The 18,311-nt window shown below is 64.0% G+C and carries 16 protein-coding genes; 8 read left to right on the top strand and 8 right to left on the bottom strand.

Annotated elements, in window-relative coordinates; genetic code table 11:
• The first annotated feature begins 5 nt into the window (after window positions 1–5).
• The 5 genes from AB0O87_RS04680 to AB0O87_RS04660 are packed head-to-tail and all read left to right on the top strand — an operon-like array spanning window position 6 to window position 5,043.
• Window positions 6–269 (top strand): glutaredoxin domain-containing protein, encoded by a 264-nt coding sequence (locus AB0O87_RS04680; protein ID WP_363512198.1) that lies wholly within the window; start codon window positions 6–8, stop codon window positions 267–269.
• 38 nt (window positions 270–307) lie between these two features.
• Window positions 308–1,699 carry an MFS transporter gene (locus AB0O87_RS04675; RefSeq protein WP_363512196.1) on the top strand — a complete coding sequence of 464 codons (1,392 nt, stop codon included), beginning with the start codon at window positions 308–310 and terminating at the stop codon, window positions 1,697–1,699.
• Between the two features lie 45 nt (window positions 1,700–1,744).
• Window positions 1,745–3,526, top strand: coding sequence for an aldehyde dehydrogenase family protein (locus tag AB0O87_RS04670; RefSeq protein WP_363512194.1), 1,782 nt, complete (start codon window positions 1,745–1,747; stop codon window positions 3,524–3,526).
• Window positions 3,523–4,512 carry a malate dehydrogenase gene (locus tag AB0O87_RS04665; protein ID WP_363512192.1) on the top strand — a complete coding sequence of 330 codons (990 nt, stop codon included), beginning with the start codon at window positions 3,523–3,525 and terminating at the stop codon, window positions 4,510–4,512. Before AB0O87_RS04670 ends, AB0O87_RS04665 begins: the two co-directional genes overlap by 4 nt.
• A gap of 51 nt (window positions 4,513–4,563) precedes the next feature.
• On the top strand, window positions 4,564–5,043 hold the full coding sequence (locus AB0O87_RS04660) for a recombinase family protein (RefSeq protein ID WP_363512190.1): 480 nt from the start codon (window positions 4,564–4,566) through the stop codon (window positions 5,041–5,043).
• A gap of 131 nt (window positions 5,044–5,174) precedes the next feature.
• Here the strand turns inward: AB0O87_RS04660 and eccCa are convergent, their stop codons facing one another.
• The 7 genes from eccCa to AB0O87_RS04625 all read right to left on the bottom strand — a co-directional run bounded on the left by eccCa (window position 5,175) and on the right by AB0O87_RS04625 (window position 13,573).
• The gene (eccCa, locus tag AB0O87_RS04655; protein ID WP_363512189.1) at window positions 5,175–9,152 is read right to left on the bottom strand and encodes a type VII secretion protein EccCa; all 3,978 of its coding nucleotides are present in this window, start codon (window positions 9,150–9,152) and stop codon (window positions 5,175–5,177) included.
• Window positions 9,149–10,393: an FHA domain-containing protein gene (locus AB0O87_RS04650; protein WP_363512187.1), complete on the bottom strand. Its 1,245-nt coding sequence runs from the start codon at window positions 10,391–10,393 to the stop codon at window positions 9,149–9,151. The genes eccCa and AB0O87_RS04650 overlap by 4 nt, the downstream gene beginning before the upstream one ends.
• Window positions 10,390–11,754: a hypothetical protein gene (locus AB0O87_RS04645; RefSeq protein WP_363512185.1), complete on the bottom strand. Its 1,365-nt coding sequence runs from the start codon at window positions 11,752–11,754 to the stop codon at window positions 10,390–10,392. The genes AB0O87_RS04650 and AB0O87_RS04645 overlap by 4 nt, the downstream gene beginning before the upstream one ends.
• A 137-nt stretch (window positions 11,755–11,891) precedes the next feature.
• On the bottom strand, window positions 11,892–12,182 hold the full coding sequence (locus AB0O87_RS04640; RefSeq protein ID WP_363512183.1) for a WXG100 family type VII secretion target: 291 nt from the start codon (window positions 12,180–12,182) through the stop codon (window positions 11,892–11,894).
• A gap of 32 nt (window positions 12,183–12,214) precedes the next feature.
• A complete protein-coding gene (locus AB0O87_RS04635) occupies window positions 12,215–12,529 on the bottom strand; it encodes a WXG100 family type VII secretion target (protein ID WP_363512182.1) in 315 nt (104 codons plus the stop codon).
• A gap of 209 nt (window positions 12,530–12,738) precedes the next feature.
• Window positions 12,739–13,467 (bottom strand): hypothetical protein, encoded by a 729-nt coding sequence (locus tag AB0O87_RS04630; protein WP_363512180.1) that lies wholly within the window; start codon window positions 13,465–13,467, stop codon window positions 12,739–12,741.
• The gene (locus AB0O87_RS04625; protein WP_363512178.1) at window positions 13,451–13,573 is read right to left on the bottom strand and encodes a hypothetical protein; all 123 of its coding nucleotides are present in this window, start codon (window positions 13,571–13,573) and stop codon (window positions 13,451–13,453) included. Before AB0O87_RS04625 ends, AB0O87_RS04630 begins: the two co-directional genes overlap by 17 nt.
• Window positions 13,574–13,774: 201 nt before the next feature.
• Here AB0O87_RS04625 and eccD point away from each other — a divergent pair, with 201 nt between their 5' ends.
• The 3 genes from eccD to AB0O87_RS04610 are packed head-to-tail and all read left to right on the top strand — an operon-like array spanning window position 13,775 to window position 17,775.
• Complete coding sequence (gene eccD / locus AB0O87_RS04620) at window positions 13,775–15,109, top strand: type VII secretion integral membrane protein EccD (RefSeq protein ID WP_363512176.1); 1,335 nt, start codon at window positions 13,775–13,777, stop codon at window positions 15,107–15,109.
• 3 nt (window positions 15,110–15,112) lie between these two features.
• Window positions 15,113–16,465 carry a type VII secretion protein EccB gene (gene eccB, locus AB0O87_RS04615; RefSeq protein WP_363512174.1) on the top strand — a complete coding sequence of 451 codons (1,353 nt, stop codon included), beginning with the start codon at window positions 15,113–15,115 and terminating at the stop codon, window positions 16,463–16,465.
• Window positions 16,465–17,775: a S8 family serine peptidase gene (locus AB0O87_RS04610; protein ID WP_363512172.1), complete on the top strand. Its 1,311-nt coding sequence runs from the start codon at window positions 16,465–16,467 to the stop codon at window positions 17,773–17,775. The genes eccB and AB0O87_RS04610 overlap by 1 nt, the downstream gene beginning before the upstream one ends.
• 116 nt (window positions 17,776–17,891) lie before the next feature.
• On the opposite strand, the gene AB0O87_RS04605 is transcribed toward AB0O87_RS04610, so the two are convergent.
• A complete protein-coding gene (locus tag AB0O87_RS04605) occupies window positions 17,892–18,275 on the bottom strand; it encodes a hypothetical protein (RefSeq protein ID WP_363512170.1) in 384 nt (127 codons plus the stop codon).
• Window positions 18,276–18,311 lie beyond the last annotated feature (36 nt).

Raw genomic sequence — 18,311 nt, 5'->3', positions numbered from 1 at the left:
GAAGCATGACTGCTCCTGCCTCTGACACCATCACGATGTTCGGCGCCGACTGGTGCCGCGACTGCATCCGCACCAAGAAGCAGCTCGACGCCCTCGGTGTCGAGTACACCTATGTCGACCTGGTCGCCGAGCCCGCAGCGGCAGATGTCGCCAAGGAGATCTCGGGTCGCACCAGCATCCCGGTCGTCGTCTACCCGGATGCCTCGCACCACGTCGAGCCTTCCAACGACGACGTCGAGTCGAAGTTGCGCGAGCTTTCGCTCATCTAATCTGATCTGGTTGCTCATCGCGCCAGTACACTGGCGCGATGAGCACAGCCGCTCGATCCGAACGAGCTTCCGGCCGCCTTTCTCCGCGCACGATCGTCTTGTATGCGATCGGATCGCTCGGCACCGGCGGCTATGCGACCCTGCCAGGGTTGGTGCTGACGTATTTCCTCACCGACAATCTGGGTGTCGCTGCATTGGCGGCCGGGGTGATCGTCACCGCCGCCAAGATCTGGGACGTGCTCATCGATCCGTTGATCGGTGCAGCATCAGACCGGCAGCTCGCACGCACCGGCTCGCGCCGCGGGTTTATGGTGACAGGCGCCCTGACCCTGCCGTTGTTCTTCGCCCTCACGTTCGCTGTTCCTCCGTCATGGGGTCCGGTCGCGGGGGCGATCAGCGTCTTACTTGCCTTTCTCGCAACAGCGACGGCCTTCAGCATGTTTCAGGTGCCGTACGTCGCTCTGCCAGCGGAGTTGACCCGCGGTTACGACGAGCGCACGCGCCTGCTCGGGTGGCGCGTCGTGGTGCTCACTGCGGCGATTCTTCTCTTCGGCGCCGGCGGGCCCGCCCTCCGCAAGGCCGGGGCCGACCCGGTCGCCGGCTACCTGTTGATGGGGATCGTCTCGGGCGTCCTCATCGGGATCGGCATGTTGGTTGCCTCCCGAACGGCGAAAGTCGCCACACGGCGCGCCGCGGACCCTGCCGCTCCCCCTGTCATCTCCTCCACCTGGCGTGATCAGTACATGTCTGGTTTTCGGACACTGGGTCGCAGCCAGCCTTTCCGCGCACTACTGGGCACATTCGTACTGCAGGCCCTGGCCACCGGAACCATGCTCGCCGGGGCTCAGTATGTAGCTACCTGGGTGCTGCGATCCGAAGATGCGGTGACCTTCGTCTTCGTCGCGCTCGTAGGACCCGCCCTCCTCGCGACACCGGGGTGGACACTCATTGCCGGCCGGGTCGGCAAGGAGCGCGCCTTTGCGATCGCTAGCCTTATTTTCACGTTCGCTGCGGCGTCGCTCATCATCGCTGTGTGGCTGCCAGGCAACTGGATGTACGCCTCGATAGCGGTCGCTGGCATCGCCTATGCGGGACTGCAATCACTGCCGATGGCGATGTTGCCCGATGTGATTTCGCACGACGAGCGCGTCAGCGGACCGGGACAAGCTGGCACATTCACCGGCATCTGGACGGCGGGCGAGACAGTGGGGTTCGCCCTCGGTGCCACCTCCGTCGCCCTGACGCTCGCAGCAACGGGATACATCTCGACGGTTGCTGGAGCCACAGTCGAACAGCCCTCCGCCGCCGTCACGGGCATCGTACTCAGCTTCAGCATTTTGCCCGCGGTACTCATGGTCGCAAGCATGCTCGTTTTGCGCCGATACCGTCTGCGCAGAGCGGACATCGACGCAGAGCCAGCAGTGCCTTGATAGGTCTCGCCGCCTAAGCTGGGATTCCGTCCGAAGGAGAACTCGATGACTTCTGCGCGTACCTCAGGCACTCCCACCAAGACCTCGATTCTGGAGCGCGCCGAACAGGCTTCGCTTGACGCGGACATCGATGATCTTCAGGCGGGCGCGCGCAGCTGGGCTGCCTTTACCGTTGCTCAACGGGTCACCTTGCTGCGAGCGATTCGCACGAGCGTCGCCGCCACAGCAGAAGATTGGGCAGAGACCGCGGCAGACTCGAAGCAGCTCGACGTCGCGCATCCGCTCCGAGGCGAGGAGTGGCTCAGCGGCCCTTACAGCGTTCTCGGTGCACTCGACGCGTACATCGAAACCCTCTCCCGTTTGGCGCAGGGCACCAACCCGCTCGATGGGATCACGCTGGGCAGAGCGCCCGGCGGCCGCACACGCGTGCATGCCTTTCCGCTGACCGGTATCGACAAGTTTCTTCTTTCGGGTTTCACTGGCGAAGTCTGGCTAGAGCCAGGGGTGACACCCCGCGCTGCGCGCGCGACGGCTGGCCTCGCACAGCGCGCTCCGGCTGAGTCCGGTGGCGTGGGGCTCGTACTCGGGGCAGGAAACATCACCTCGATTCCTGTGCTCGATGTGCTCTACGAACTGCTCGCCCACAACCGCACCGCACTGCTGAAAGTTAACCCCACGCAAGATGCTTTGGTGCCGGTTTACAAACGAGCGCTCGCGCCCCTCATCGAGCCAGGGCTGTTGCGCATCGTGCGAGGAGGACCAGCCGTCGGCGCCTATTTGACCGGGCACCCTGGCCTTTCACACGTACACATCACGGGTTCAGCTGCGACGTTCGACACCATCGTCTGGGGGCCTTCGAAAGGCGAAGGCGCTGCCGCCACAAAGCGGCGAAGGAGAGAGAATCGTCCGCAGTTGAAGAAGCCGATCACAGCGGAACTCGGCGGCGTCTCCCCCATCATCGTTGTGCCAGGACAATGGACAGACGCCGACATCACTTACCAAGCCGAGCACATCGCGACCATGCGGCTGCAGAACTCTGGGCATAACTGCATCGCCGGTCAGGTGGTCATCATGTCATCGGACTGGAAGCAGGCCGATGTGTTCCGCGCCGCGTTGCGTCGGGCATACGCTAACGCTCCTGAGCGCCCAACCTGGTACCCGGGCTCGTCTGCGCGCATGGATCTCGCAGCCGACGCCTACCCCGACGCACTCGTGCTGGGCGACCGCTTGCTGGTCGAGATCGAAGAGGGCGATGACCCTGCAGCACTGCAATCCACCGAGTACTTCGCCCCGGTGCTGGGCGTCGTCACCGTGCCAGGCACCGGTCAGCAGTTTCTGGACGCCGCCGTCGCCCACGCCAACGACCGTCTGCAGGGCACCCTCGGCGCGAACGTGCTGATCGACCCTGACACCGAGAAGGCGCTCGGCTCTGGGTTCGAGCGGGCGATCGCCACGCTTCACTATGGATCGATCGCGATCAACGGCTGGACCGCGATCGGCTTCATCATTCCCACTCTCACGTGGGGCGCGTTCCCCGGCGGTGCCATCAACGACGTGGGCAGCGGGATCGGGGTCGTCCATAACGCGCTTCTTCTTGACGGCGTAGAGCGCTCTGTGCTCCGTGGGCCGTTCCGCCCCTTCCCCCGGTGGATTCCGGGTGTGCTGAACCCACGCAAGCGCGCCGACCGCATCACGATCTTGCCCAAGCCGCCATGGTTCGTTTCGGCCCGCTCTGGCGCTGCCGTGAGCGAAGGTCTGACCAGACACCGTGCAGAAGGTGGCATCATCGGGCTTGTAAAAACCCTGACGAAGGCGCTGAAAGCATGACGACAACGATCACCATCACTGGAGCCGGCGGCCAGATCGGCTACGCCCTGCTGTTCCGTATCGCCGCGGGCGACCTGCTCGGACCGAACGAGAGGGTGCGGCTGCGCCTCCTCGAGATCCCCACAGGACTCGGTACTGCGGAGGGCGCAGCGCTAGAGCTGCAAGACGGCGCTTTCGATCTGCTCGACCACGTCGAGGTGACGGATGATCCTGCCGTCGGCTTCGACGGATGCGACATCGCGCTCCTCGTCGGTGCGCGTCCGCGCGGCCCAGGAATGGAACGCGCAGATCTGCTTGCAGCCAACGGCGGCATCTTTGGCCCCCAGGGGGCGGCGATCGCCGCGCATGCTGCACCAGGCGTGCGCGTCACTGTGGTGGGAAACCCCGCCAACACCAACGCCTTGATCGCTGCTGCCTCTGCAGACGGCGTGCCATCAGAGCGGTTCACCGCGCTGACCCGCCTCGATGAGAACCGTGCACGTGCTCAGCTTGCCCAGACCCTCGGCACTCCGGTGCACACTGTGCGCCGCGTTCCGATCTGGGGCAACCACTCCGCTACTCAGTTTCCCGACATCACGCATGCGACCGTGGGCGATCGTCCGGTTGAGGAGGCACTCACGCAGATTGTCGGCGACGTGCCGAGCTGGCTAGAGAACACCTTCATCCCTCGGGTCGCGAAGCGCGGGGCCGAGATCATTGCGGTGCGCGGGTCTTCGTCTGTCGCATCGGCGGCGAGCGCCACCATCGACCATGTGCGCGACTGGGTGCGCGGCACCCAGGAGTGGACATCGGCCGGCGTTGTGTCGCACGGCGAGTACGGGGTTCCTGCCGGGCTCATCTCCTCGTTCCCCGTGCGCTCCGTCGACGGCGAATGGCAGATCGTAGAGGGGCTAGAGGTGAGCGACTGGGCGCGCGCACGTATCGATGCCACCGTGGCCGAACTGGTCGAAGAGCGCGAAGCAGTGCGAGGGCTCGGCCTGTTGTGAAGCGTGTTCATTCTTGCGTCCGACAGGGCAGAATAGAGTCGGAGGCGCCCGATGAGCGAAATGACTGATCCCACCCGACCTGCAGTAACGGTCGAGGAGGCACTCACCAGCCCCCTGCACCTGCCGCATCTTGCCGCGCAGTGCCCCAAGTGCTTCACGGAGCTGCAGCAGAACCGCAACTTTTGGACAGCTCGGCCCGACGGCTCGCGCCTCGTTGGTCTCGTCGTCTCCCGCGAGGGTATGCCTTCTGTCGTCGAACAGCGCGAGGATCTCACTCGTTTCGGCGTGCCCATTGAAGGATTCCGTCATCCGGCGCCCGACATCTTGGAAAGCTGGAACGACAGGCTCACGCGGCTGATCGCGACCCTGCAACCCGGCGATGTGCTGGTTGTCGCCAATCTGAAGGCGCTGGGCAGGGACTCCGAAGAGGGCACTCGCACTCTCAGCGAGCTCCGCCGTCACGGCATCATCGTCAAGGTGGTCAACCACGACGCCCGTCACCTCGCTGACGCCACCCGCGCTACGGCCTAGCGGCCGCCCGCTGACCTCACCCCCGCTCACCTGCATGAGCCCTCGCCGGATGCCGGACCAGTCACAGCCCGCAGGTCATGCATATGGCAGCCACTCATGCATGTGGGGTGGCCAAATGCATGACCGGACGATTACTCGTAGCTCGGCGGCACCCACAGCAGCTGCGCGGCAACCAGGCCACGATCCCGGCTGACGATCTGCGCACGACCGGGGATAGCGGGGACCGCCTTGACCTTCCCGATGAGCTGTCCCTCTTCCGGGTTACCGGACAACAGAATGCCGGTAGCGCCGAGGTCTGTCATGCGCTGGATGATCGGATCATACGCGGCACGGCTGGCGCCGCCGGTGCGGCGAGTAAGGATCACGTGAAGCCCCAGGTCTGATGCTTGCGCGAGAAGCGGCGCGAGCACCGCGATGGGGTTGCCCTGGGAGGTGGAGACGAGGTCGTAGTCATCGATGAGGACGAAGCCTTCGGCTCCCTTCCACCACGACCGATGGCGCAACTGATCCGGCGTCACGTCGGCACCAGGAATACGACCCTGGAAGAACTGTGCCAGCTCGTTCATTCCGCCCTCTGCCATCTCATGCGATGTGAGGTAGGCGCCGAGGTACTCCTGCGGAACCTCCCCCAGCAACGCGCGTCGATAGTCGACCACGAAGATCTTCGCCTCCGAGGGCGCATATAGACGCATGATTTCGTGGGCGACTCCACGGAGCATCGACGACTTGCCCGAGTCGGCGTCACCGTAGAGATAGAGCAAGGACTCGGCCGTCGGATCGATCGAGAACGGTGCGAGGTTCGCTTCGTCGATGCCGAGCAGCATCTCGCGCGGTTCGGAACCATCCTGCGTGGAAGCAGCCGCGACCGCTCGCAGGTCGGAATGACTAATTCGCGAAGGCAGCAAGCGCAGTTTGGGACCGGCTGGTCCGTGCCAGGCCGCCGCCACCCTCGCCACCAAATCATCGATGCCATCGGCGAGGGATGATGCATCATCGACACCATCGACGCGTGGCAACGCGGTGAGCATCTGCAAGCCCCGGTCGTTCAGACCGCGACCGGGGATCGCTGTGACGTTTTCGGCTGCCTTGCGGTTGACCTCGGAGTCTGCCGGGTCACCGAGCCTGAGCTCGATGCGAGTACCGATGAGGTCTTTGATGTTGGCGCGAATCTCCATCCATCGCGCGGCGGTAATCACCACGTGCACCCCGTAGGTGAGACCGCGCGCGGCAATTGCCTGAATCTGAGGTTCGAGCATCTCGAACTCCGCACGCAAGGTGCCCCAGCCATCAACCACCAGGAAGATATCGCCGTAGCCGTCGTCGGCCGCTCCGCGCGCTCGACGCTGACGGTACGCATCGATCGAGTCGATGCCGTTCTGACGGAAGTACTCTTCGCGCGCGTTCAGCAAGCTGGTGACCTCGGCGACCGTGCGGCGCACCACAGCGGGCTCTGATCGGGTAGCGAGACCACTCACGTGGGCAAACTTTTGCAACCCTGTGAAACTGCCACCACCAAAATCGATGACGAAGAACTGCACCTCTTGCGGGGTGTGCGTGAGCGCGAGGGCCACCATCGCTGTGCGAGCGAGCGTGCTCTTTCCGCTGAGCGGAGCCCCGACAATTGCCATGTGTCCTGCGGCACCGCCGAGCGAAATAGCCAGGTTCTCTCGCCGCTGTTCGAGCGGGACATCTACGATCCCCAGCGGCACAGTGAGCGCGCCCGCTTCACGCCAACGCGGAGAGATCAAGCCCAGCGTGGGGTCTTCCACCAGATCGCCAAAGAGCTGGTCGAGAGTCGCCGGTGTCTCAAGCGGCGGAAGCCACACTTGGTGTGCGGCCGGGCCGCGTCCACTCATCATCTCGACGGCGAGCTCGAACGTGTTGCGCTCTTCTTGCTCGACCTCTGCTTCAACAACAATCTCCGGCTCATCTACCGGCGCCTCGGCACGCCATACGGGCGCAGCGGTGAAAAGCTCAACGGCGGTCGAACCTGAGTTCTGGCGTGAACCGGACGACACACGGCGACGGCGGCGCGGCGGCGGACCGGACACGTATGCCGCACGAAACTGCGTCATCGTCTCGGTGTCAGACTTCAAAATTCCGGCACCGGGCTGCGTCGGCAGGTGATAGGCATCTGGCACACCGAGGACGGTGCGCGACTCGGCAGCCGAGAAGGTACGCAGACCGATGCGGTAAGAAAGGTGGGTGTCAAGACCGCGCAGCTTGCCTTCTTCCAGGCGCTGCGAAGACAACAGCAGGTGTACCTGAAGCGATCGGCCAAGACGACCGATGTTGACGAACGTGTCAACAAACTCGGGCTTGGCTGACAACAGCTCTGAGAACTCGTCCGCGACGATGAGGAGCGCGGGAAGCGGTGCCAGATCGGTGCGTCCGCCACGTCGCGCCTTCTCGTAATCGGCCACGTTCGCGAACGGTCCTGTCGCGCGAAGCAGCTCTTGTCGGCGCACCATCTCACCCTGAAGCGCATCTTGCATGCGGTCAACGAGCGAGATCTCCTCGCCGAGGTTGGTGATGATCGCCGACACATGCGGCATGTCTGCCATGCCAGCGAACGTTGCGCCACCCTTGAAGTCAACGAGCACAAAGTTCAGCTGCTCGGGAGAGTGGCTCATCGCCAGCGCGAGCACGAGTGTGCGCAGCACCTCGGACTTTCCCGAACCGGTCGCGCCGATAATGAGCCCGTGCGGACCCATACCCTGCTGCGCCGATTCTTTGATGTCAAGGATGAGCGGAGTGCCGTCTTCGGTCTGGCCGATCGGCACACGAAGGCGGTCGCGTTCAAGCCGCGGCGCCCACGCCGCGTCAAGATCGAGATCTCGCACATCGGGAAGCCCGAGCAGCTCAACCAGCTCCGCCTGATCGGTGGAGCTCTTTTTCTTGGTGATGGTCGTGCCGCCGGCGTAGAGGGCGATGAGCCGTCGTGCGGTTGCTTCCGCTTCAACGATGCTGATCGCGTCGGCGTGGAACGGTCGCGTAGGAATCTGAAGACTGACAAGCTCGGCCCGTGCGTTCTTGCCGCCGGTCTCGAAAGCGATACGCAATGCGTTCGGGTCGTCAAGGTCGGACCAGCGGGAAGGAAGATCGATCACGGTCACGCCCTGCACGCCGTCGCCGCTCACAAGCATGTCGTTGAACGAAGTGGCGGCACCATCTGTGACGATGACGATGTGCGGCACCTTCGCGCCGGACCCGTCTCGCAAAAAGCGTGACCTCTCGCGCACTTCAGCCGGCAACATGTCTTCAAGCTCCGACAGCTGCGAGCCGATCATGCGTGCAGCGCCTAGCCCGTCTCTGACGCTCCGCGAATGCGTGTGCGGCATCCACTTGGCCCACTCCCACTGAGGCAAGACAGCGGCATCGGCGGCGATGACGATCTGAACGACGTCGGGATCGTGCATCGTGGCCACATGCAGCAGCATTGCCCGCGCGAGAGCACGCGTCTCATCTTCGTCGCCGGTGATTTCGATGCGGGCGTAGTCCCGCAGGGTGACGCCGAGTGAAAGGTTCTTTTGAGTCTCGTGCGTCAACATGAACCGGTGCGCAGCCGACGCCGCAACCGGATCGAGCTGAGCGAGGGGCGGAAGTTCCGGCGCCTCGAGCGTGACACACAGCGGTTGATCACTCGTGCCGACGCGCACCGAAAGAAAGTCAGGATCGTTGACCCCCCGCTCCCACACGCGGGTGCGCTCCTCGGCAATGTAGGGGAGTGTCTCTGGCGCCGGAAGCTGCCAGTTGGCTGCACGCCGCTGCTGCCGGGCCGCGACACGCACAGTCTGGCGCAGCTCGGTCAGGTATGCCAAGTACTCACGGCGCGCACTGAGCGTGGCAGCTTGCCGTTGCGCACGCTGACGCCAGCCGTTCACCGCAACAAACCCGAGCGAGGAGAGCAGGAACATGCCGCCAGTCAGCAGGCCCGTCACCGACTGGTTCGACATGGTGACCATGACGATTGCCCCGACGCTGCCGAGCATCGGGAGCAACGAACCGAGGATTCCCATGCCGCCGTCGTTTGGTTGCAGCTCCGGAGGCGCCTGCACGGGGAGCTTTCCTGAGGGAACGCGGGGCGGGGCGAGGCGGGGTCCTGTCATGCTCTCTCTCCTGCGCTGCTGTCAGAAGCCAGCAGAAGGCTGATAGTGAAGCTGCGGTTTCCGATCCGGACGCGATCTGCGTCGTCGAGGAGAACGCGCTCCCCCGATACGAGCTCGGTTGTCTGGCCGTCATCGGCACGAATGTCGGAGCCGTTGGTCGAGCCGAAATCGGTGACCCAGGTACGACCCCGCGAATGCTCAATGCGTAGATGCGTCTTGGAGACCGACGCGTCGGGATCGGTAACGATAATGAGCCGGTCGTCGTGTGCGCTGGCGACAGGAGCCCTGCCGAGGTTCGCGGCGAGAGGCAAAGAAAGTTGCACACGCTGTCCCGTGTCGAAAATCAGCAGCAGCGCCCCGGTCTCAGACGCTGGTGTGGCTGCATCGCCGCTCGCTTGCTGAGCAGGCGACGGCGCCACAGTGAACAGCGGCTTATCGGTTCCCGCTACCGCAGGTTCTGGTTTTGCCGTGCGGTGTGATGCAGCGCGCGCATCGGTTGGCTCAGAGTCTTCGTCGACCGCAGCGGAAGGGGTACCGAGCGTCATCACCTGCGGCGGGGCGAGCGGACCGGCACCCTCCACGAGAGGTAGTTGAGCGGGCGTCTGTGACGCAGGACGAACGGGAACAGACACGACAACGGTGCCCGCAAGGCGATCAGCCCATGACTGCCGCCTGCCCCCGCGATCCCACGCGCTGGAGGCGACGACGATCCAACTACCCACCGCTACGAAAAATCCCGCGCCAGTGATGATGCCACGTACCAGCTGCCGTCCGATGCCTGGTGAGTAGGCACGATCGGCGCGCGCGCTACGAAGGCGGAGAACAGCGTTGCCGAGCGTGATCCCTGTGCGGGCTTCAAGAACCCAGAGGAAGAGTGCAAGCTCAAATACAGTGAGCCCCGCGAGCAGCAGGCTGTGGGAGAGGAGCAATACTCCCGCCGCGCACAGAACCACGGCTGCAGTATCGAGCGTGAACGCGGCGATGCGCTGTCCGGTGCCCGCGGGTTCGCCCACGAACGCGGGCCCGAGCCCATCGGCAGGCCGACGCTGTGCCGGGCGTCGCGAATCTGATCGCAGCGGTGTTGGTGGCGCCTGTTGCAGGGGTGATCCGTCGACGCCGGGCGCGACGGCAATCAAAGAGGGCGGCAACGCCGGGATTTCGCCAGCGCCGACGCCTCCAGGGCGCACCGACGGTACGTGACCACTGCCCGGCCAGGGCTGAGGTTCGTCGTGCCCGCTCATCCCGCCATCATTCCACGAAGGAACGAGAGCGCATCGGCGTAGAGCAAGGCGGAGGGGAGCGCCAGCGCGACGGCAAGCCACTCAAACGTGTCTCCGAATCTTGACCAGACCAGCGAACTTGCGCCGCGAGAGATCGGGACGATGACGACGACGGCGAGCAGCCCTACCGCAAAAAGCACAGCGGCGGCGAGGATGTGAAAGCTGCTCCCGAGGGCCACGGCGGCTTGCAAGCCTGCAACGAAGAACACCACAGCGGCCGCAGCGCGCGGGAACCACCGGAGAATACGCGAGGTGGTGTGCCGTGGTGTGAGCAGCAGCGCGAGACCTACACAGCAGAACAGTGCGATTCCGCCAGCACGCACGAAAGGATCGTCTGGCCACGGACGAAGAAAAGCGATCGGTGCCATCAGCGCGGCCACGCTGCTCAAGACCGCGGTTCCGGCGATGAGCCTGGCGGATGAGTCATCTACGACGGCCACGATGCGCTCAGGACGCAGCAAGCCGACCGAAGCGGGGATGGCACCGCGCACTGTCCATCTGCTGGTCATGAAGTGCTTGTAGTCGATGAAGTAACCCTCAGGCAGGTTGACGAGACTGCTCGGCAAAGCGCGCAATCCGAGCGGGATAAGTCCGAGCGAGACTGCCGCAGCTTCGGCTTGCCCCCATCGCATCAACAGCGTGAGCCCCCACACCGCTGCGAGAACAACAAGCAGCACGGTGGCGGTGCCAGCCGCAGCACGCATGGGGCGCGCCTTTGCACTGACAGCGATGATCGCCATCGTCGTGCTCGCCGCAAGAAAGCCCGCAGCCGCCGACAGGTGCGCGCTCGCCTCAAGACCAGCAGGGACGAGGAGAGCGCCGACGGCGAACGACAAAATCACAGGGCCCAGCACCCCGAGAATGCCGCGCACACCTGCCGCCGCATCTCGGCGCGACCATGCCACCGCTCCACTGATCGCACCGACAGCGACAAGGAGCGCCACAAGCAACCTGAGGAGGGGATCGCCCACGCCCTGCGCGAAGATCGCGACAAGAAGCAGCCCGGCGACCGCGAGCATCCACCAACGGGTCCCGTGGTCGGCGCGGGTCGCGCCGTGAGCTGCCTGCGAAGTGCGCGCTTGCGGTGCGAGCGCTGTGCGGTCGATCAGCGCGTAGAGGCCGCCATCGACGAGGTCTTCACACTCGGTGTCGCCCGGAATTTCAAACCCACCTGGGCCGATGGTGATGAATCGTTCGGCCGTCGAGAGTCCACTCAAAACCAGGGCGTCTTCGAGGGTTTCGTCGAGCGGGAGTGAAAGATCGACACGACGATCTTCACTCTGGAGCACGATTCGACGCCGCTCTACGATTTCGACTGACACACCTGCACCCTATCCACTGCCTGGGGCATTCGCCGGTCGGCGAAGACGCGCGATGTTCTTGTCATCACGCTTGCTCCGAGCTATTCACAGCAAACGGCGTGGACCCACCACAACAGCAGCAGGCCCGCGCCACACGATCACGCCCCGAAACGCCCCGCAGCCGACCGATCCGTCGACACATACTGACCCGAAATCTCTTCCGTCTTACCCGCGATCTGCGTCAACAACTGCTGCATCTCACTCAACGAACGATTCCACTTCGCCTGCGCCTGGTCATACGCCTGCTGCGCAGCACCATCCCACGACGCCCGCAACTTACCCACCTCGGACTCCAAACGATCAAGCTCCGAACGAATACCCTGCGAACCACTACGAATCTGACCCGCCAAAGCAGAAACCTGCTCCGGACGAACTGACATCGACTGCATCATGCTCTCCTAAAAATCTCTACCGACACCACTCAAGAGCCCATCATCGAGCCGAGGCCCGAGATGGTCTGCTGATGCGCTTCCTCAGTCGCAGCCTGATCACGCTCAGTGCCCGCAAGAGCATCCTCAAGCGTCACCAAAACCTCGTTCAACTGACGAGCCTGCTCATCCCAACGCGACATCAACGTCGTAAAAGACACCGCAGCCGCACCCGTCCAAAAACCACGCAACTGCTCAATCTCACCGCGGACCTTCTTGGCCTGCTGATCAATCCCCGTCTTCGTCTCACGAACCGCCTGAGCCCCGCGACGCAGAGCCCCCTCTTCCGCGGAAATGACATCAACCATAAAACCCACTCCCTCCAGCCCCAAAGGACACACACGCGGGGGAGCGCACCCCAAAACCGGGACAACAACGAAACAACCCCCACAAACCTGCTTCACCCAACAGGCTAGAACACAAACACACCCATCTCCACACCCCACCCCAAATTTATACGTTCGATAGAAAAACCCACCCCCACCGAAGCGCCCTCATTTGGCGCGCAACGCCTCCGTCACTCCGAGGGCAACGCCACGACCTCGAACTCTACTGAGACGTTGCTCCGCCAGGTCGCGACAACAGTTTTCACCGTGTCGTCAGGGTCAACGAGAAACTCAGGTGGAAACGCCGCCGTCACCTGATACACCCCCGGGTACGCGATGTATGCAAAAGGAGCGGTTTCTGCATCGGCAGCGAAAGTCTGCTCGACTCCGCCCATCCGAAATGGTGGCATCTCCCGGCGAACCGAGTTCACAGCCGCGACGACAGACATATACATCGTCAGAGACTCTTCGAGTTCCCAGTCTGCGGACTCCTCATCCCACCGCACACGCAGACTATTCTCAAAAACTTCGCCGTCAAGAGAGTACGCATACAGGACAAGTTGCACATCGACGTCATCGTCGATGGGTATCGCCCGCTTCACCACCACATCATCGATACGCTCCACGGCCCCTAGTAGCACCTCATCACTTCGGAGCATGTCACGATCACCGAACCGCCCAAGCACCGAGTCTCCGAGCTCCTCTTCGATCGCAGCAGCATCGAGCGCATGCGCAGTCGCCGCATCACCCTCAGCGATCGCCGTCAAGTACTCCGTGACCACCTCTGTCGGCTCAGGGCGCTGAGAAACAGCACCCGACTCACCCCCCGGCAGCATCGCACTACAGCCAGAAACAACCGCAACCAATAGCGCGCTCAACGCACACGCCGCGATCCGAGACCGCCTATTGAACGATCGCATAGTCGGGAGCCTCCCATTCCAGAGCTTTCCCACTCAACTGATCGAGCTTGTTCGACGTATTCTGCGTCGACGTCATCAGTACTTCGACGACTCCAATAACGCTCATCACGACACCCCCGATAGCAACGAGCAAACCCGAATTCGCCCCGGCTCATATGATTTAGCGGGACTCACGCGCTCAGTATAGGCACAAGCAATCCGCTCGACGGCTACGGTCTGTCGCTCACCTCAACTAGGGTAAAAGGCGGAATGCGCAGTCCCGGATTTCCTCCGGTTCGACTGCACACCATGGAGGGGGCATCGTTCCATGACTCAGGGCAGCGCAGCGGCAGGCACAGTACTGCGGCTTTCGGTCGTCAGCGACGACCGAAGGCTCGACGTCGGTGTACCGTCGCAGGTCCCGCTCGTCGAGATCATCCCGGGCTTCGCGCGCAGTCTTGGCGTGCTCGATCCGACACTCACGCATGGCGGTTATGCCCTGCAGCGTGCGGATGGCACCCCACTTGACCCTGCCCGCGGTGCCGCTGCACAGGGCGTTCACGACGGCGAGTTACTGACGCTGGTGCGCGGCGGGCTGATGCACGAACCTCGAATCTACGACGACGTGGTTGAAGTTGTCATCGATGCCACCGCAGAGCAACACGGCTCCTGGACGCCCGCCGACAGCTCGCGCACCGCGCTATTCGTCAGCCTGACGTTCCTCTCTCTCTGTGCTTTGCTTCTTGTGGCCACACCTCCCACCTCTCTTCTGCCCGCAATCATCGCCGGGGCTGGCGCCGTAGTCCTCAGCGTCGCGGCAGCAGTTCTCATGCGCCTGAAGCAACCCGAGGCCGGGCACGCACTCGGTCTCACCGCCGCGGCATATGGCGGACTCACGGGATTCCTCGCGGTGCCAGCACAGAGCATCTGGGGCTGGCCCCTCGCCGCGATGGGACTCGGGCTCGTGATTGTCGGCGGCCTGGGTCTTGCCGTCACCCAAGACAAGCCGGAGATTCACCTCGTTCCCATCGCGCTCGGCGCTTCAATCGGCATCACGGCCACCGCTGCCGCTGTGTTCGGCAACCCGACCGCGCCGTATGCGATCATGCTCGCGACAACCGCCCTTCTCGCAAACGGCATTCCGTGGCTGGCACTGAGTTCCACCCGCATCCGGGTAATCTCGCCGCAGAGCGACGCCGACATGTTCTCGGTTCCAGACCCCGTCGATGCTGACGAAGTGAAGCGTCGCGCCGCCGCAGGCACCCGAACACTGATCGCGCTACGCGCAGCGTTGGGCCTTGCCGCCCTCATCGCCACACCACTCGTCGCGGCGAGCGGTGTTTCGGGCGCACTGCTCTGCCTGCTCGCCTTCATCGGGATGATGTTCCAGTCGCGCCAGATCTACGCACGCCTCGGCGTGCTCGTCTTGATGGCGATCGGTGCGATTGGTCTCGCCGCGACAGGCATCACCGTTGCGCTTGCACTCCCAGACGTGCGCACCTGGATGCTGCTCATCCTCGTCGTCGCGACGGTGATGCTCGTCGGACTCACACTCCTCACCCCCAAGGCTCGCCTGCGGCTGACGCGGCTCGGCGACACAGTCGAGGTCTTCGCGCTCGCGTTGCTGTTGCCGCTCGGGGTCATCACCGCAGGGCTCGTCTGACCGATGGCGACTAAGAAAGATCTCATCGAAGCCCAGGGCTTCAGCAGAAGACGCCTTCTCTCTGCCTTCACTGGCGGAGCCCCCGGTGGAAAAGAGCTCGACCCTGCAAAGCCGCTACGGGCTGTGGTTGCCGGCGTCGCGCTTACTGTCGCCGTCATTCTTGTCGGAGTCTTTTGGGGCATCATGCAGCCGGGCCTTCCGAATGACTGGCAAAACAACCGCCTCATCATCGCCACCGACACCGGGGCGCGCTACGTCTCTGTCGAGGGCACCCTTTACCCCGTGATCAACACCGCAAGCGCCCGCCTGCTGATTCCCGCTGGCGAGTTTCAGGTGGTACGCACTGATCAAGGCGCACTCGACGACATTCCTGTAGGCCCCTCTGTGGGCATCCTCGGTGCACCAGACGACCTACCGTCGGCTGACGCGCTCATCAATTCGTCTTGGACGGCATGCGTCGACGACACCGCTGGCGCCGCCGTGTCGATAGCGAATACCCCGATCGCTTCGGCGTCACCGGGAGCCGGTGCCGTGGTGCAGCGCGGCGACGAACTGTTTGTGGTCGCCGATGGCCTCCGGTACGCGGTTCCTGCGAAAGACGCGAATGCGGTGCTTCGCGCCGTCGGCCTCGGCACGAGCGACGTTTTGGAAGTCGACGGACGTTGGCTCAACCTCTTCGAGGCAGGGGCAGATCTCGAACCGATCCGCCTCAACGGCATGGGCGCCTCTATTGATGGCACCAACCTGACCGCGGGAACTATCGTGCACGTGCAAGGTAGCCCAGCCGACGAGCGTTACGTGGCCCTCGCCACCGGCGAGCTTGCTCGTCTCAGCCCTCTCGCGTACCAGCTCTACCTCCTGGGAAGCGGGCAAGACGCCGGCGCAGAAGTTGAAGTTTCGCCAGCCGATGTCGCCGATGTGCCGACCGTTGCAAATGCAGGCGGTGACGACTGGCCTCTGCAGCCGCTGGCACCGATCGCCGCTGACGAAACGCCGTGCGCCGTCTTGACGGACGACGCGGGCACAGTGCTCGGTGCAACTACTGCCGAGCTGCCGGAAGACCGCTCCCGCGTCAATGTTGCGGTCGACAGCGGAGCGCTCGTAGAGGTGAGCGGGTCGTCAGACGATGCGGTCGGCATGGCAGTGCTCGTCGACGAATCTGGCACGGCCTACGCGATCCCCGGAGCGATTGTCGAACAAAGCGAATCTGACACATCGAGCGACCCCATCGCCCAGCTCGGCTACTCCCCCGCTGACGTGGGGCGCGCATCGAACGCGTGGATCGAGTTTTTCGCCGCAGGACCAGCGCTGACCGTTGAAGCTGCGAGAGAATCGCCCGGCTCCGGGACGAACTGATGTATCGCCGCACAGCCGTGACCGTGCTCGCACTGAGCACGCTCGCTTTTGGCGCACCCATGCCCGCTCTGGCAGTGAACAGCGTCTCTGGATCGATCGTCTCAACGGCGACCCAAGCGTGCGAGCCCGGCAACGTGGTGCTCGCCCAGGAAGCACCATCTGCGCTTGTTGCGCTGGGCGCCGAAGAAGCGAATCGGCTCGCGACCGGCGCCGGTGTCGTGGTTGCTGTCGTCGACTCCGGCATCGACGCGGGCAACCCGCACCTCGCCGGAGTGGTAGTCGGCGGTATCGACCTCGTTGGCGATGGCGAGCGCGGCGACGGCATGAGCGATACCACCGGTCATGGCACGGCGATTGCAGGACAGATAGCTGCGCAGCCTGTTGCCGGGTCGGGAGTGGTGGGGCTCGCCCCTGACGCACGTCTGCTTTCTGTGCGAGTCTTTCGTAGCGACTCGCAAGATGACGTGGATAAGGGTTTTGGTCCAACGTCTCAACGCATCGCTGATGGCATCCGCTGGGCTTCAGACAACGGCGCCGACATCATCAATGTGTCGTTGTCGCAGGCCGCCGACTCCGCTGACCTGCGCGACGCTGTTGAGCACGCCGCTGCGGTCGGTGCTCTGGTGGTCGCGAGCGGAGGGAACAGAGCCTCCGATTCCGAGAGCGAGAATGGCCCCCGCTACCCCGCTGCCTACGAGCAGGCGCTCGGCGTGAGCGCCGCCGACACGAACCGTGTAGCTACCGACACCTCGATCCACGGCCCCCAGGTTGGCGTCACTGCACCGGGGAGCAACGTGCTCACAGCGGCAACCGGTGGAGGCGACTGCCTTTTCGCCTCGGATGCTCCCGCATCAAGCTTTGCGACCGGCTACGCGAGTGCGGCCGCAGCTCTGGTGGCCGAGGCGCACCCGGAGGATCCCCCGGCGGGGTGGGCGTACCGGCTCGCTGCGACCGCCCTGCGCGCAGATGCGGACAACCGCGACGACGTGAACGGGTGGGGATTCATTCAGCCGTCCGCCGCAATCCAACTCTTGCCTGACGCGACCACCCGCGGACCCGTCAGCCCGTTCTTCGATACAGCGGAGAGCGCGGTTCGGCCGCCCGCAGCATCCCTCGACCCCGACAGCGAGGGCTCACCGTTTCTCCTCACGCAAGAAGCAACCGTGTTCGTCGCCATTGGCGGAGCAACTCTGCTCGGCGTGCTCGGCATCGTCATCGTGCTGCGGCGACGCAGGGATGATCCTGCGGAGGAGTCCGCGGAAAGCGAGCGCTCCGGCGGGCTCCTCGAAGAGCCGGATCCGGAGGACTAGGCGTTCTTCCCACGCTGCCCACAACCTCCGTGGAAAGAACAGCTAGGCCCCGCCCCGCTCAGGCCTCTCGGGGATACGCGGTCGAGGCTCGTCGCTGAAGGTCGACGGGCCGGAGCTCATACCGACTGGCGCGCTCTCACAACGGCCCCGAGGAGCACCGCACCGGTGACCATGACGCCTCCAGCCAACGGCAGCAGGAGCAGTCCGACGGCTGCGGCCTCCTGATTCAGGACGACCTGACCATAGACGAAGGCTCCCATGCTGCCGAACACGCCGATGAAGAATGCTGCGGCGACCAACCAGAGCAGGGGGGTCATCGCGGTGAGTCTCGTCGAGGGGTCGCGGAGGAATCGGAAGGCGAAGCCAGCGAAGAAAAACGACACCGTTGTGACAACCAGCGCGACGATACCCACGAAGAGAAAACTCGGATCGGTCAACGAAGCGACGAGCGACGCTATTGCAACGATCGTCGTCAGGCCACCGAATACAAGTGAGAGCACGGCTGCAACGCGCGGCCTGCGCGTGCTGTTTGTCGA

It is taken from the genome of Microbacterium sp. NPDC076768, assembly GCF_040687205.1.
GTDB lineage: Bacteria > Actinomycetota > Actinomycetes > Actinomycetales > Microbacteriaceae > Microbacterium.
This window is presented reverse-complemented; position numbering and strand designations above follow the sequence as displayed.

Coding starts and splice junctions, on each gene's coding strand:
- AB0O87_RS04650 (WP_363512187.1), bottom strand. CDS start 10,393: ATGAGCGGGCACGACGAACCTCAGCCCTGGCCGGGCAGTGGTCACGTA.
- eccD (WP_363512176.1), top strand. CDS start 13,775: ATGACTCAGGGCAGCGCAGCGGCAGGCACAGTACTGCGGCTTTCGGTC.
- AB0O87_RS04625 (WP_363512178.1), bottom strand. CDS start 13,573: ATGAGCGTTATTGGAGTCGTCGAAGTACTGATGACGTCGACGCAGAAT.
- AB0O87_RS04630 (WP_363512180.1), bottom strand. CDS start 13,467: ATGCGATCGTTCAATAGGCGGTCTCGGATCGCGGCGTGTGCGTTGAGC.
- AB0O87_RS04675 (WP_363512196.1), top strand. CDS start 308: ATGAGCACAGCCGCTCGATCCGAACGAGCTTCCGGCCGCCTTTCTCCG.
- AB0O87_RS04640 (WP_363512183.1), bottom strand. CDS start 12,182: ATGCAGTCGATGTCAGTTCGTCCGGAGCAGGTTTCTGCTTTGGCGGGT.
- AB0O87_RS04670 (WP_363512194.1), top strand. CDS start 1,745: ATGACTTCTGCGCGTACCTCAGGCACTCCCACCAAGACCTCGATTCTG.
- AB0O87_RS04635 (WP_363512182.1), bottom strand. CDS start 12,529: ATGGTTGATGTCATTTCCGCGGAAGAGGGGGCTCTGCGTCGCGGGGCT.
- AB0O87_RS04680 (WP_363512198.1), top strand. CDS start 6: ATGACTGCTCCTGCCTCTGACACCATCACGATGTTCGGCGCCGACTGG.
- eccCa (WP_363512189.1), bottom strand. CDS start 9,152: ATGACAGGACCCCGCCTCGCCCCGCCCCGCGTTCCCTCAGGAAAGCTC.
- AB0O87_RS04665 (WP_363512192.1), top strand. CDS start 3,523: ATGACGACAACGATCACCATCACTGGAGCCGGCGGCCAGATCGGCTAC.
- eccB (WP_363512174.1), top strand. CDS start 15,113: ATGGCGACTAAGAAAGATCTCATCGAAGCCCAGGGCTTCAGCAGAAGA.
- AB0O87_RS04660 (WP_363512190.1), top strand. CDS start 4,564: ATGAGCGAAATGACTGATCCCACCCGACCTGCAGTAACGGTCGAGGAG.
- AB0O87_RS04610 (WP_363512172.1), top strand. CDS start 16,465: ATGTATCGCCGCACAGCCGTGACCGTGCTCGCACTGAGCACGCTCGCT.